General features: G+C 68.7%; 13 protein-coding genes and 1 riboswitch. Of the genes, 4 read left to right on the top strand and 9 right to left on the bottom strand.

Going from position 1 to position 13,085, the window contains the following annotated elements:
• Window positions 1–116: 116 nt before the first annotated feature.
• The 3 genes from AC1DGD_RS15040 to AC1DGD_RS15030 are packed head-to-tail and all read right to left on the bottom strand — an operon-like array spanning window position 117 to window position 3,233.
• Window positions 117–920, bottom strand: a complete 804-nt coding sequence (locus AC1DGD_RS15040) for an energy-coupling factor transporter transmembrane component T family protein (protein ID WP_476857324.1) — start codon at window positions 918–920, stop codon at window positions 117–119.
• The gene (locus AC1DGD_RS15035) at window positions 917–2,557 is read right to left on the bottom strand and encodes an ABC transporter ATP-binding protein (protein WP_476857323.1); all 1,641 of its coding nucleotides are present in this window, start codon (window positions 2,555–2,557) and stop codon (window positions 917–919) included. The genes AC1DGD_RS15040 and AC1DGD_RS15035 overlap by 4 nt, the downstream gene beginning before the upstream one ends.
• Window positions 2,558–2,585: 28 nt before the next feature.
• Window positions 2,586–3,233 (bottom strand): ECF transporter S component, encoded by a 648-nt coding sequence (locus tag AC1DGD_RS15030; RefSeq protein ID WP_476857322.1) that lies wholly within the window; start codon window positions 3,231–3,233, stop codon window positions 2,586–2,588.
• 66 nt (window positions 3,234–3,299) lie between these two features.
• Window positions 3,300–3,443, bottom strand: a riboswitch (TPP riboswitch).
• 187 nt (window positions 3,444–3,630) lie between these two features.
• On the opposite strand from AC1DGD_RS15030, the gene AC1DGD_RS15025 reads away from it, so the two are divergent.
• On the top strand, window positions 3,631–4,176 hold the full coding sequence (locus tag AC1DGD_RS15025) for a heme-degrading domain-containing protein (protein WP_476857321.1): 546 nt from the start codon (window positions 3,631–3,633) through the stop codon (window positions 4,174–4,176).
• A 39-nt stretch (window positions 4,177–4,215) separates the two neighbouring features.
• The gene (locus tag AC1DGD_RS15020) at window positions 4,216–4,479 is read left to right on the top strand and encodes a DUF4235 domain-containing protein (protein ID WP_223915203.1); all 264 of its coding nucleotides are present in this window, start codon (window positions 4,216–4,218) and stop codon (window positions 4,477–4,479) included.
• A 74-nt stretch (window positions 4,480–4,553) separates the two neighbouring features.
• Here the strand turns inward: AC1DGD_RS15020 and mnhG are convergent, their stop codons facing one another.
• The 6 genes from mnhG to AC1DGD_RS14990 are packed head-to-tail and all read right to left on the bottom strand — an operon-like array spanning window position 4,554 to window position 10,937.
• Window positions 4,554–4,901: a monovalent cation/H(+) antiporter subunit G gene (gene mnhG, locus AC1DGD_RS15015; protein WP_476857342.1), complete on the bottom strand. Its 348-nt coding sequence runs from the start codon at window positions 4,899–4,901 to the stop codon at window positions 4,554–4,556.
• Between the two features lie 31 nt (window positions 4,902–4,932).
• Window positions 4,933–5,211: an MrpF/PhaF family protein gene (locus AC1DGD_RS15010; protein ID WP_018774043.1), complete on the bottom strand. Its 279-nt coding sequence runs from the start codon at window positions 5,209–5,211 to the stop codon at window positions 4,933–4,935.
• Window positions 5,208–5,753: a Na+/H+ antiporter subunit E gene (locus tag AC1DGD_RS15005; protein ID WP_028275387.1), complete on the bottom strand. Its 546-nt coding sequence runs from the start codon at window positions 5,751–5,753 to the stop codon at window positions 5,208–5,210. Before AC1DGD_RS15005 ends, AC1DGD_RS15010 begins: the two co-directional genes overlap by 4 nt.
• On the bottom strand, window positions 5,750–7,378 hold the full coding sequence (locus AC1DGD_RS15000; RefSeq protein ID WP_476850770.1) for a Na+/H+ antiporter subunit D: 1,629 nt from the start codon (window positions 7,376–7,378) through the stop codon (window positions 5,750–5,752). The genes AC1DGD_RS15005 and AC1DGD_RS15000 overlap by 4 nt, the downstream gene beginning before the upstream one ends.
• Window positions 7,375–7,896 (bottom strand): Na(+)/H(+) antiporter subunit C, encoded by a 522-nt coding sequence (locus tag AC1DGD_RS14995; RefSeq protein WP_230009245.1) that lies wholly within the window; start codon window positions 7,894–7,896, stop codon window positions 7,375–7,377. Before AC1DGD_RS14995 ends, AC1DGD_RS15000 begins: the two co-directional genes overlap by 4 nt.
• Window positions 7,893–10,937: a Na+/H+ antiporter subunit A gene (locus AC1DGD_RS14990; RefSeq protein WP_476857320.1), complete on the bottom strand. Its 3,045-nt coding sequence runs from the start codon at window positions 10,935–10,937 to the stop codon at window positions 7,893–7,895. The genes AC1DGD_RS14995 and AC1DGD_RS14990 overlap by 4 nt, the downstream gene beginning before the upstream one ends.
• A 225-nt stretch (window positions 10,938–11,162) precedes the next feature.
• On the opposite strand from AC1DGD_RS14990, the gene AC1DGD_RS14985 reads away from it, so the two are divergent.
• Both AC1DGD_RS14985 and AC1DGD_RS14980 read left to right on the top strand, forming a co-directional pair.
• Entirely contained in the window at window positions 11,163–12,563 is a 1,401-nt protein-coding gene (locus AC1DGD_RS14985; RefSeq protein WP_476857319.1) for an MFS transporter, read from the top strand.
• Between the two features lie 38 nt (window positions 12,564–12,601).
• Window positions 12,602–13,084 carry a cation:proton antiporter regulatory subunit gene (locus tag AC1DGD_RS14980; protein WP_028275382.1) on the top strand — a complete coding sequence of 161 codons (483 nt, stop codon included), beginning with the start codon at window positions 12,602–12,604 and terminating at the stop codon, window positions 13,082–13,084.
• The last annotated feature ends 1 nt before the right edge of the window (window position 13,085 follow it).

Here is a 13,085-nt window from a genome sequence, read left to right as displayed (position 1 = left end):
CCAATGTCACATGAATACCCACACCATGCGATAACCGGCGGCCCCGCCGGGCCTCCCGGGCCGCCCGGGCTACCCGGGCTGCCCGGCCCCCGGGCCGCCCGGCCGGCGGCGCCTGTCTACTGGCGGGTGAGGAAGACGAGGTTCCAGGTGCCCGCGCCGAGGGCCGCGGCGACGGCGGCGGCGGCGATGCCGAGCCCGCCCAGCAGCACCCAGGCATCGAGTCCGCTGAACGTCGAGGGCCGGGCCCACGTCCGGGCGGCACCGCCGAAGCCGCGGGCCTCCATGGTCACCGCGAGCCGCGAGGCGCTCCGGATCGCCTGCACCAGCAGGCCGAAACTCTGGCCCAGCGTGGCGCGGAACCGCTGATAGGGGTTGCCGCTCGAGCCCACGCCGCGGGCCCGCCGGGCCATACCGATGGTCTGCCATTGCTCGGCCATGATTCCGACGAGCCGCATCGCGGCCAGGGTGCCCAGGACGAACCGGTGCGGCAGTTTCGCGTTCTGGGCCAGGGCATCGGCCAGGTCCGTGGGGTCGGTGCAGCTCATCAGCAGCACCGCGGGCAATGCGATCGCGAGCCCGCGGAGCATGAAGCCGATCCCCAGCTGCAGGGAACCGGCGCTGACGGACCAGATCCCCGCATCGAGCAGGACGGGTCCGGAATCGGCCGCCAGGATGGCCGTGCTCCAGCCGCCCAGCGCCGCCGCGAGGATCAGCGGCCAGCCGCGCTGCCACAGCAAGGCCACAGTCAGGCCCGCCAGCGGCAGCAGCAGCAGTTCGAACGCCAGCGCCACCGACGCCGACACCCAGTCAATGGAGAGCGCCAGGACCAGGGTGATCAGGGTGACCGCCGTGAACTTGGCGAGCGGGTTGGCTCGGGTCAGCAGCGCATGGTTGCCGCGCAGGCTCAGCGCGTCCCTCAAGGCGAGGCCCCCTCCGGCAGCTCGAGATCCGGGCCGTGAGCGTCCGCGGCGGCGGTTTCCCGTGGCCGGAGGCGGAGTTCGGCGCCGCCGAGGACGGCGCTGAATTCGGCGTCATGCGTCACGGACACGACGGCGGTGCCGGCGTCGAGGAGCTCGGAGAGGAACGAGGCGAGTTCGGCCCACGTATTGGCATCCTGGCCGAAGGTGGGCTCGTCCAGGACCAGCACCTGGGGGTGCGCCGCCAGCACAGTGGCAACCGAAAGGCGCCGCTTCTCGCCGCCGGAGAGCGTGTAGGGGTTGGCGTCCACAAGCTCCGTCAGCCGCAGCCGCTCCAGCAGTTCGTCCACGCGGTCTTCGCCGTAGCCGAGGTGGCGCGGGCCGAACATGAGCTCGTCGAGGACCTTGCCGGTAACGAACTGGTGCTCGGGTTCCTGGAAGACGGTTCCGATCCTGGCGATCAGCTGCTGGGCCTTCCACCGGTAGGGATCGGGTCCGGCGCCGTCGCGTACGCGGCCACTGGAGTGACCACTGGAGTGACCGGTGGCGGGACTGCTCAGCTCCGCCGTGGCCGAGACTGTTCCCGCGACGGGCCGCAGGAGACCGGCCAGCGTCAGCGCCAGGGTGGACTTCCCTGTGCCGTTCTGTCCGGTGATGGTCAGCGCCTCGCCGGCGCGGACCCGGACCGAAACCCCGGACTGGACCGGACGCGGCGCGATGGTGCGGAAGCCGTCGCGCAGCCCGGCCCGCCGCGGCCGTTCGCGGGACACCGCGAGCGCGTCGGCCGCGAGCAGAGTCTGTCCCGCGCCCCGCGCCGGTGTCCGCATCCGCGTCGCCGGGACGTAGCCCGGCACCCAGACGCCCGCACCGATGAGCATGTCCCGCGCCTCGGCCAGGACCCGGTCCGGCGGTCCGTCAATCAAGACCGCGGAGTCCGTGGCGGACCCTGGCTGCAGCACCACGATCCTGTCCACCAGGTCTTTCCAGACCCCCACCCGGTGCTCCACGACCACCAGCGTGGCGCMTGTCTTGTCCAGGCAGCGGCCCACAGCGTCGCGGACCTCCAGGACGCCCGCGGGGTCGAGGTTGGCCGTCGGCTCGTCGAGCAGCAGCAGCCCTGGCCGCATCGCGAGGATCCCGGCGAGCGCCAGCCGTTGCTTTTGGCCGCCGGAGAGGGCCGCCGTCGGGTGGTCCAGCGGCAGCTGTCCCAGCCCGACGTCGTCGAGGGCCTCTCGCACGCGCGGCCAGATCTCCGCCGCCGGGACGGCGAGGTTCTCCGCCCCGAAGGCGACGTCGTCGCCGAGGCGGGAGAGCACCACCTGCGTTTCCGGGTCCTGCTGCACCAGCCCGGCGCGGCCGCGCCGCGCCCGTGGCGGGGCACCGTCGATCAGGAGGCTGCCGGTCTCGTCTGCATCTTCGGAGTCGCCGGAGTCGCCGGCCGCGCCGTCGCCCAGCACGCCGGCCAGGGCGTGGAGCAGCGTCGACTTGCCGGCGCCGGAGGGCCCCAGCAGGAGCACGCGCTCCCCCGGCCGGATGTCCAGGTCAAGGCCGCTGACCGCGGGCCTGGCCCGTCCGGCATGCCGCCAGCCCCAGCCGCGGGCCGTGACGGCGGCCGGCCGGACGCCCGGTGAAGATCTCATGATTCTCTGCAGGATTCAGCGACGGGGCTCAGGAGAAGACGGGCTCCGTGGCGGCCTTGCGGGAGGCAAAGGCGCCCAGCACTCCGGTCTTCGCCAGGCCGCGGGTGGCGAGCCAGGCCAGTCCGCCGGCAATCACTGCGCCGGAGATCGTGGTGAAGACGATGTAGGCGAGCTTGTCGCCGGCTTCGTAGGCGATGTTCCAGCCCCACGGCAGGAAGGAATCGTTCAGGCCGCAGAAGAGGCCCGCGCCGGCGCCGGCCAGCACGGAGACGGGCAGGTTGAACTTCTTGTAGAGGAAGGCCGCGAAGACCAGTTCGGCGCCGAGGCCCTGCAGGATGCCGGAGATCAGCACCGTGGTGCCGTACTGCGAACCCATGATGAGCTCGCCGGTGGCCGCGACGGTTTCGCAGAAGAGCGCGGCGCCCGGCTTGCGAATGATGAGCATGCCCAGCACCGCCGGGATCATCCAGCCGCCGGCGTAGAGTCCGCTCAACGGCGGGTAGACCGCGTTGACCGGAGTCGAGATCAGGTTCGCGCCCTGGGACCAGGCCCAGAAAATGACGCCGCCGGCAACGGCGATCAACGCGGCCACCACAATGTCCACCACGCGCCAGCTGTAGTTGCGCCGGGCGGATGAACGGCTGGCGGAACCATGCTGTGCTGAAATATCTGTCATGTCGTCCTCCTGAGGAACAGGAGGGGAGGGTGCGCCGGCCGGTCTCGGCTTCCGCCGCCCTCCGCGCACCCTGAGAACTCGACTCCCTTGCGCCGGTACTAACCGGATCAGGTTCGAGGGTCTGCGGCTGTCCGCACTCTCAGCGCCCACCAAAGGTTTCCCCGGATTGTTCCGGCGATGCCCGACGGCGGCGCTCCCCTGTCGTAATTATTTTCGCCCTTGTGGGCTGGCTCAGTTTACACCCGGTCGGCCGGGATTTCCGTGGTGTGCCGTCACAATCGTGGACCGGACGGCGGCAGTCCCGGCGGCCCGGAAAACCCTCTTGGTAGAGTCGTCGTGCCGGACCCCCGGACCCGCCAGCGGGCGGCCTCGTCACCCACCGGAAAGCTGGAATATTTTGTCGCACACACCGGTCACCCAAGATCCCTCCGGGGAATACGATCCCGACTCCAATGAGCCGCAGCCGCAGGGTTCCCTGGCGGCGCTCATTGGCCGCGTGCTGGCCGAGATAGAGGCGCTCCAGTTCGCGTCGTTCAGCAAGGATGACGCCCTGGACCTCGGGCTCCTCCTTGTCGAGCTGGGCAGGCAACGCTCGCTGCCCATCGCCGTCGACATCACCAAAGGCGAGCAGGTGCTCTTCCACGCCGCGCTGGACGGCGCCACACCGGACAATGAGCGCTGGATCAACGCCAAAAAGCGCACCGCCATGCGGTACGAGGTCCCGTCCCTGCTGGTGGGCCTCCGGGCCCGCGCTGCCGGCGGAAGGATCGAGGACAACGCCTGGTGGGATCAGTCGGAGTTCGCCGCCCACGGCGGGGCGTTTCCCGTTTACGTGCGCGGCACGGGCGCCGTCGCCGTCGTCACCGTCTCCGGCCTGCCCCAGAAGGCGGATCACGAACTCGTGGTCGAGGCCCTGCGGATGGTCCTCACCCCGGAACGCTAGGCTAGGGGAAAACCGTTCCCGTCCCAAGGAGACCGAAGAATGAACATCCTCATCAAGCTGCTCGGCACCGGCGTCAGCCTCCTGGCCGGCTTTGCCGGCACCAAGCTGGTGGACACCATGTGGGAAAAGTCCACAGGCAACAAGCCGCCCAAGGGCCAGGAGGACGACGTTCCCACCACCCTGCGCTCGGCCCTGACGTTCGCCCTGATCTCTGCCTCGGTCAGCGCCATCATCCAGGTGCTCGCCAACCGCGGCACCCAGCGCGCGATCACCCGCTTCGCCAAGACCCAGGACGTCGTCTGACCTGACCCGACTGGCCGCGGCGCCCGCCGCGGCAGTCGAAGGCCCCGGCCGGGTCCGCCGGGCCGGACGGGGGCTCAGCGGTCGTCGTCGTCCGCTCCGTGCGTGGCCGCCTGCTGGGCGGCCTTCTGGACTACCGCCTCGAGCTCGTCGGAGCTCAGCAGCTCCGGGTGCAGGTGCTTGGTCCGGTAGCCGGCCCGACCCACCATGTGAGCGGACACGGGGACGGTGAGCAGCTGGAAGAGCCAGGCCACCAGCAGGACGGGCCACACCGACCAGGTGCGCATCTGCAGGCCAAGGGCCGCCAGCAGCAGGAACAGGCCGAGGACCTGCGGTTTGGTGGCCGCGTGCATCCTGCTCATGAGGTCCGGGAATCGCAGCAGCCCGATGGCGGCCGCGAGGGACATCAGGGCTCCGGACACCATGAACACGGCAGAGACGGCGTCGATCACTGTGTCAGGATTCACGGACGCCCTCCCGCCTGTCGGCCACGAACCGGGCCACGGTGACCGAGCCGACGAATCCGATCAGGGAAATCGCAACGAGCAGCATCAGGTTGTTCAGGTGCCGGTTGGCGGCCATGTCGATGCACAGGGCCGCGCCGAAGATGGCCAGCAGCACGTCGGCGGCCAGAACCCGGTCCAGCAGCGAGGGCCCCCGCGCGATCCGGACGATCGCCCCCGCGGCGGCCAGGGACAGTACGACGGCGGTCACCGTCAGGACGGTCTGCATCATGCGGCGGTCTCCTGTGTCAGGGCGGAAAGTTCGGCTTTGGTCCCCATGATCCGGATCAGCCCGGCCTCGGTGTCCCGGACCTCTTTGCGCAGCTTGGCCGCGTCCTCGGCATTGCGGACGTTGATGCCGTGGATGTAGAGCGTGGACGTCGACCTGTCCACCTCCACCACGAGGGACCCGGGAATCAGCGAGATCACGTGCCCGGTGGCCGTGACCAGGAGGTCCGAATGGCTTCGGAGCGGCACGGCTACGACTGCGCTGACCACGTTGGGGCCGCGGACCACGGCCAGGTACAGGACCTGGAAGCTTGCCGCGACGACTTTTCCGAGGAAGATGAGGGCGAACGGCACGGCGCGGAGCACGTTGAAGCGGCCGCCGAGTTCCACCGGGGGCAGATAGAAAATGCGCGCCACGAGCACCGCGATGAGGGCGCCGAAGAGGAGATTGCCCGGGCTGAAGTTCTGCCAGAGCGCGCCCCAGACAAAGACGAGCCAGACCAGCAGCGGCAGTTCCTGGCGCAGCGAGATCCTTTTCCGGTTCATTTTCCGCCGCCCTCCCGGACCTGCACCGGGTGGAGCGACGGGGGCACCGGCGGCACGGGCGCGTCCGGGCCGAGCACGGCCTGGATGTAGGAGGTCCGGTCCAGCATCTCCTGGGCGGACTGGTCGGCCACCCTGAACAGCGGCCCGGCAAAGACCGTCAGGGCCACGCCAAAGACCACCAGGCCCAGGGTGGAGCCCACCATGGTGCGGGGCAGCAGGGTCACATTCGTCTTGCCGGCCCGGTCACCCGTGGCGGAGTCGGCCGGCGCTGCCAGGAGCACCGGATCGGGGTGTTCGGCGTCCCCGGGCTTGCGCCAGAACGCCCGGTTCCAGACCCTCGCGATCGCCAGCAGGGTCAGCAGGCTCGTCAGCACGCCGCCGATCACCAGGGCGTAGGCCAGCGGCGTCCCCAGTTCCACGCCTGCCTGAAGCAGCCCCAGCTTGCCCAGGAAACCCGAGAACGGCGGGATTCCGGCGAGGTTCATGGCGGGAATGAAGAACAGGACCCCCAAGACCGGGGAGAGCTTGGCCAGTCCTGCCACGCGGTCCATGGACGAGCTGCCGCCGCGGCGTTCAATCAGGCCGGTCACCAGGAACAGGCTGGTCTGGACAGTGATGTGGTGGGCCACGTAGAACACCGCGGCGCCCAGACCGGCCACGGTGGACATGGCCAGGCCGAACACCATGTAGCCAATATGGCTGACCAGGGTGAAGGACAGGAGTCTCTTGATGTCACTTTGGGCCAGGGCGCCGAGGATGCCCACCACCATGGTCAGCAGCGCCGCGACCATGAGCGGGGCGTTGAGCGCATCCCCCGGGAATAGCAGCGTTTCCGTGCGGACCATCGCATAGACGCCCACCTTGGTCAGCAGCCCGGCAAACACCGCGGTGACCGGGGCCGGGGCGGTGGGGTAGGAGTCAGGGAGCCAGAAGGACAGCGGGAAGACGGCGGCCTTGATGCCGAAGGCCACCAGCAGCATGACGTGCAGCAGCGTCCGGGTGCCCTGGTCGAGGTCGCCGAGCTTGATGGCGAGGTCCGCCATGTTGATGGTTCCGGTGGCGCCGTAGATCATGGCGATCGCGATCAGGAACAGCACCGAGGACACGACGGAGACCACCACGTAGGTCACGCCGGCCCGGATGCGCGGGCCTGTCCCGCCGAGTGTGATGAGCACGTAGCTGGCCGTCAGCAGGATCTCGAAGCCCACGTAGAGGTTGAAGAGGTCTCCGGTGAGGAAGGCGTTGGACACCCCGGCCACGAGGATCAGGTAGGTCGGGTGGAAGATCGAGACCGGCGCGTCGCGGTCGCCGTCGGCCATGCCCTGTCCCGTTGCGTAGATCAGCACCGCAAGGCTCACGGCCGAGGACACCACGAGCATGAGGGAGGAGAACTGGTCCACCACCAGCACGACGCCCCACGGCGGCAGCCAGCCGCCGATGTTCACCGCGGCCGTGCCGCCATCCCAGACGGAGGCCAGCAGCCAGCATTCCAGCAGCAGTGTCAGCGTCAGCACGGCGATGCTGACCGCGCGCTGGACCCTGGGGTGATGGATGAGCAGAAAGGTCAGGGCGGCGCCCAGGATGGGGAGTACGACGGCGAGCGGGGCAAGGCTGGTGATGTTCACTCTCCGCCTCCTTCCGGGCTAGGGTCAACGTTGAGGGAACCGGGCTGTTCCTCAGAGGCGGCCTTGTCGGCCCGCACGGGGCGGTCACCGGACATGACCGTGGCCAGCGGGAACTCCGAAGTCTCGACCGGGATCACGGAGTCGTCCTCGGCATCGAAGCTTGGCGTTTCCGCGACGCGGCGGTCCTCGGCGTCGTCCTGGATTTCATCCTGGCGGGCCAGGACCCAGGTGCGGTAGATGATGCCCAGCATGAACGCCGTGACGGCGAAGGAGATCACGATCGAGGTCAGGATCAGGGCCTGCGGCAGGGGGTCGTTGTAGTCCCCCGCCGGGGTGTCCTTGTCGAAGAGCGGCGCCAGCCCGGCGTAGCCGCCGGTGGCGAGGATCAGCAGGTTCGTGGCGTTGGCCAGCAGCATGAGGCCCAGCAGGACCCGGGTGAGGCTGCGTTCGAGGAGCAGGTAGATGCCACAGGCGTAGAGGGCGCCCATGACCGTCAGCAGGGTCAGGTTGACGCTCATGTTCTCCCCTTGGCAGTGGTTTCCGCGTCGGCGGACTCGGCGGGGACCCCGCCCGGGAATCCTCCGCTGTCCTGGTCTTCGGCGGGTCCCTCTTCGGTCGTCTCGGGTTGTTCTTCGAAGTGCTCGTCGATCTCCGCGCCGAGGCTGCGCAGCACATCCAGGGCCAGTCCGACGACCACGACGTAGACACCGATGTCGAAAATGGTCGAGGTGACGAACTTGATGTCGCCGAAGACGGGCAGCCACAGCTCGACGATGGCGCTCTGGAACACTTCGCCGCCCAGCAGCAGCGGCGTCATTCCGGCGGCAGCCGCCGTGGCCAGGCCGATCCCCAGCAGGGTGCCGGCGCCGACGGGTGTCGCTTCGCGCAGTTCGAAGCGGCCGCCGGCCAGGTAGCGGATGGTCAGGGCGAGGCCGGCGGTGAGGCCGCCGGCGAAGCCGCCGCCGGGCAGGTTGTGGCCGGCGAGGAGCAGATAGATGGAGAACACGATCATCGAGTGGAAGATGAGGCGGGTGACCACCTCGAAAATGATCGAGCGGCGTTCGGGTGCCAGGGTCCGGCCGGCCACCAGCCAGGCGTCGCGAGTGGCGGCAGCGAACCGCCGGTTCATCGCCAGGGCGGCGTCTTCCCTGGTGCTGCCCCTGGCCCCGGTCCGCCGGCCCACGGTCCCTTCCGCGACGCTCGCGGATGTCCGGATGCGGTCACCGCGGCCGCGGACGAAGATGAGGCTTGCGACGCCGGTGGCGGCCAGGGCCAGGACCGAGATCTCGCCAAAGGTGTCCCAGGCCCGGATGTCCACCAGGGTCACGTTGACGACGTTGAGTCCGCCGCCGCCCTCATAGGCCAGTTGCGGGAACTGCAGGGAGACCGGCGGCGCCACCCGGGCGCCGAGGGCGTGGATGGCCACGAAAATCATGGTGACGCCGAATGCCAGGCCGATCACCACGCGGATGACCCGGTACTTGCCGCCGGTGCGGTCCCGCAGCCCCGGCGGAAGGCTCCGCATGGCCAGCACGAACGCCACCAGGATCATGGTTTCGACCAGCATCTGGGTCAGGGCGAGGTCCGGGGCTCCCTGCAGGGCGAACATCATGGCAATCCCGTAGCCGGTGACGGACACCATCAGGACGGCCAGGAACCGTTTGTTGGCGCGCACCGCGGCCAGCGCCCCGATCACGATTCCGGCGCCGGCCACCAGCTGCAGCGGCGAGCCGGGATCGATGACATAGAGGCCGGGCGGCAGCGGTTTGTTGGCCAGCAGCAGCGCCGTCAGCGGCAGGACGAACGCCACGGTCAGGATGACGGACAGGTAGAAGAAGAGCGAACCTCGCTGGGTCCGGCCGGTGATCCATACCGCGGTGTCGTCCAGGGCGCCGATCGTCAGCTGGTAGGCACGGTCGCTGTCGATCCAGCCCGGCACCAGCGCCTGCAGCCGGGCCACGGCGTTGCGGCCGTAGAACATCGCCAGGCCCAGGACGAACGTCACTGCGGTCAGGCCCAGGGCCGGGGTGATGCCGTGCCACAGCGCCAGGTGCCCGGGCGGGGCCTCGGAGCCGTGCACAAAAAGCTCCGCGTAGGGCTGGATCCAGGCGTCAACGGTGGCAGGCCACAGCCCGTAAAGGATTGTGAGGAGGCTCAGGATCGCCGGTGCGGCGAGGAACGCCGGTTTGACCGGCTTGAAGGCCGTGGGCTCCACGCCGGGCTTGAGGGCGAAGGCTCCCCACATGAACCTGGCGCTGTAGGCGAAGGTCAGGATGGAGCCTAGGACCACACCGGCCAAGAGCCAGGGTCCGGTCCCGGTCTCCGACTTGTACTGGAGGAAGGCCTCGAACACCGATTCCTTGGCGACGAATCCGGCCAGCGGGGGCACGCCCGCCATCGAGGCCGCGCCGATCGCCGCGACGACCGCCAGTGCCCTGGCCGATCCGTAGACGCCGGAGAGCTCGCGGATGTCCCGGGTCCCGGACTGGTGGTCGATGATGCCCACCACCAGGAAGAGCGTGGCCTTGAACAGCCCATGCGCCAGGAGCAGGGCTATTCCGGCGAGTGCCGCGTCGGGAGTGCCGAGGCCCACCACCATGGTCATGAAGCCCAGCTGGCTCACGGTGCCGTAGGCGAGGATGAGCTTGATATCTGTCTGCCGGAGGGCCCGGTAGCCGCCCACCAGCATGGTGGCCAGGCCCAGGCCGAGCACGATCGGCAGCCAGGCCGCGGTGTCCGCGAATCCGGGGGCCAGCCGGGCCACCAGGTAGATCCCGGCCTTCACCATGGCCGCGGCGTGCAGGTAGGCGCTCACGGGGGTGGGGGCAGCCATTGCGCCGGGGAGCCAGAAGTGGAACGGCACCAGGGCGGATTTGGTGATCGCACCGATCAGGATGAGGACGACGGCGGCGTTCACGACCCCGCCTGCGGGGCCGGCGACCAGGGTGGGAGCCAGGTCCATGATGGCCTGGATCCGGTAGGTTCCGGCCGTCGAACCGAGCATGATGAGCCCCACGAGCATGGCCAGGCCGCCGGCGGTGGTCACCACGAGTGCCTGCAACGCCGAGCGCCGCGCGGACAGCCGGGTGCGGGCGTAGCCGATCAGCAGGTAGGACAGCACTGTGGTCAGTTCCCAGAAGATGAACAGCAGCAGAAGGTCATCAGCGGTAACGAGGCCGAACATCGCCCCGGCGAAGGCCAGGAGCTGGGCGCCGAAACCGCCGAGGTAGTCGTCCTTGTCCTTGAAGTAGCGGGCGCAATAGACCAGCACCAGCGCGCCCACCCCCAGCACCAGCAGGGACATGACCCAGGCCAGGGCGTCCATCCGGAACGCGAGTTCGAGCTGCAGCCCGGGAATCCAGGGGATGACTTCGGTAATCGCCCCGTCAGAACCTGAATAGACTGTGCCTGAATAGACTGCGTCGTGCTGCAGCAGCAGCCAGATAAAGGAGGCCGCGGGGACCGCGGCCAGGGCGAAGAACGAATTCCTGCCAAACTTTCGGAACAGCAGCGGGGCCACAGCAGCCACCGCAAAGTGCACGGCAAGGACTGTGATCACTGGTATCTCCGCAACGTCAGAAAGTCGATTGTCAGCAAGTTGGAGCAGGCGGGTCATTTGTTAGGTTCGGTGCCGTCAGTTTACCAAGCGTGTACAAATTCTTTTGGCCGAGACACCGGTCACTGAACAATTCGACGCAAATGTGAAGCCGCGGCTAAACCCTGCCTGGCAAAACCCCCTGCCGCTCCCCCTCGGAGGACGCCCGGGGCGGCTACGATTCTGGCTATGAACACTGCCGCCGCCCCAGAGGCCATGCGCCCCTCGGAACTGGAATCGGGAAGTCCCGTCCCGCACCGTGGCCGGATCCTCGCGTGGGCCTCGTGGGACTGGGGTTCGTCAGCCTTCAATGCCGTCATGACAACGTTCGTTTTCACCGTCTACCTGACCTCCAAGGCATTCGGCGGGGAGGACCAGGCCTCGGCAGTCCTGGGCGCCGCGCTGGCCGTCGCCGGCGTGGCCGTTGCCCTCCTGGCCCCGGTCACCGGGCAGCGCTCGGACACGGGCGGCCGGCGGAAGCTGTGGCTGGGGGTCAACACGGCCGCCGTCGTCGTCCTGACCGGGTTGTGCTTCTTTGTCTTCCCGCGGCCGGACTTCCTGATCCTGGGCGTCACGCTCATAGCGCTGGGCAACGTCTTCTTCGAGTTTGCCGGGGTCAACTACAACGCCATGCTCACCCAGATCTCCACCCCGCGGAACATCGGCAAAGTGAGCGGCTTCGGCTGGGGAATGGGGTATCTCGGCGGCATCGTCGCGCTGCTGGTTGTGCTCCAGCTTTTCGTCCAGCCCAGCGTGAACTGGTTTGGCGCCTCCACCGCGGACAGCCTGAACATCCGGCTGGTGGCGGTGTTTTCGGCCCTGTGGTTCCTCGTCTTTGCACTGCCCGTGCTGTTCGCGGTCCCGGAGCTGCCGCGCTCGGACCGGGGCGCCGGGCTGGGGTTCCTCGCCTCCTACGGCCTGCTCGTACGGCGCATCAAGGCGATCTACCGGACCAGCCCGCACACTATCTACTTCCTCCTCGCGAGCGCCATCTTCCGGGACGGGCTGGCAGCTGTCTTCACCTTCGGCGGGGTGATCGCGGCCGGCACCTTTGGCTTCGAGCTCAAGGACGTCATCTTCTTCGCGATCTTCGGAAATGTCGTGGCGGCCGCCGGCGCCATCCTCGGCGGCTTCCTGGATGACAGGATCGGGCCGAAGACCGTGATTATCGCGTCTCTGGCCGGCCTGCTGGTCGCGGGTACCGCGATCCTGGTCCTCGGCAACGGCAGTTACATGTTCTTTGGCATGGCCTGGGCCGGGACCACCACGTTCTGGGTCTTCGGCCTGCTGCTGTGCCTCTTCGTGGGGCCGGCCCAGTCGTCCTCCCGCGCCTACCTCGCCAGGCTCGCCCCGCACGGCGAATCCGGCGAGCTCTTCGGCCTCTACGCCACCACGGGCCGGGCCGTAAGCTTCCTAGCCCCCGCGCTCTTCACGCTGTGCATCGCCGTCGCCGCACCCTTCGTAGCGGAGGGCGAGGCCCAGCGCTGGGGCATCCTCGGCATCATGGTGGTGCTGCTCGTGGGCCTGCTCGTGCTCCTGCCGGTCAAGGCCCCCGATCAGACCGAAATCGCGGTGGTCCCCGAGTCCTGAGGCGGCCGAATCAACGGTTCGCGCACTAGGCTGAGGGTATGAACGTGGATGAGACGGACCTCCCCGGCCTCGGCCGGCGCAAGGACTTCATGACTGCCTCCGGACGCCGGATCGGCGTTGTCGAATACCGCGAGGGCCAGACGGAACTCATCGTCTCGACCTGGGACGATCCTGACACCTGCCAGGCCTCTGTCCCGCTGACTGCGGATGAGGCCGCCGCCCTGGGCAACCTCCTGGGCGGCCAGCGCATCGCCATGCAGCTCTCGGAAGCCCACCGGGAAATCCCGGGTATTGTCACGCGCCAGTTTTCGATCAGCGCTGAGTCACCCTTCCAGAACCAGCCGATGGGGAAGGCGTGCATCCGGACCCGGAGCGGGGTCTCGATCGTGGCTATCATGCGCGAAGGCGAGGTCGTGCCCTCCCCGGGACCCGACGTCGTTCTCCACCCCGGTGACCTCCTCGTTGCGGTGGGTACGCAAGAAGGCCTGGACACGGCGGCCGGCATCCTGCGCAACGGATAAG

Source organism: Arthrobacter sp. 05T45, from assembly GCF_056395875.1.
This window is presented reverse-complemented; position numbering and strand designations above follow the sequence as displayed.

Excerpts from the sequence above, each read along its gene's own strand:
- AC1DGD_RS15030 (WP_476857322.1), bottom strand. The coding sequence starts at position 3,233 with ATGACAGATATTTCAGCACAGCATGGTTCCGCCAGCCGTTCATCCGCC.
- AC1DGD_RS15020 (WP_223915203.1), top strand. The coding sequence starts at position 4,216 with ATGAACATCCTCATCAAGCTGCTCGGCACCGGCGTCAGCCTCCTGGCC.
- mnhG (WP_476857342.1), bottom strand. The coding sequence starts at position 4,901 with ATGGTGTCCGGAGCCCTGATGTCCCTCGCGGCCGCCATCGGGCTGCTG.
- AC1DGD_RS15010 (WP_018774043.1), bottom strand. The coding sequence starts at position 5,211 with ATGATGCAGACCGTCCTGACGGTGACCGCCGTCGTACTGTCCCTGGCC.
- AC1DGD_RS15005 (WP_028275387.1), bottom strand. The coding sequence starts at position 5,753 with ATGAACCGGAAAAGGATCTCGCTGCGCCAGGAACTGCCGCTGCTGGTC.
- AC1DGD_RS14995 (WP_230009245.1), bottom strand. The coding sequence starts at position 7,896 with ATGAGCGTCAACCTGACCCTGCTGACGGTCATGGGCGCCCTCTACGCC.
- AC1DGD_RS14985 (WP_476857319.1), top strand. The coding sequence starts at position 11,163 with ATGAACACTGCCGCCGCCCCAGAGGCCATGCGCCCCTCGGAACTGGAA.
- AC1DGD_RS14980 (WP_028275382.1), top strand. The coding sequence starts at position 12,602 with ATGAACGTGGATGAGACGGACCTCCCCGGCCTCGGCCGGCGCAAGGAC.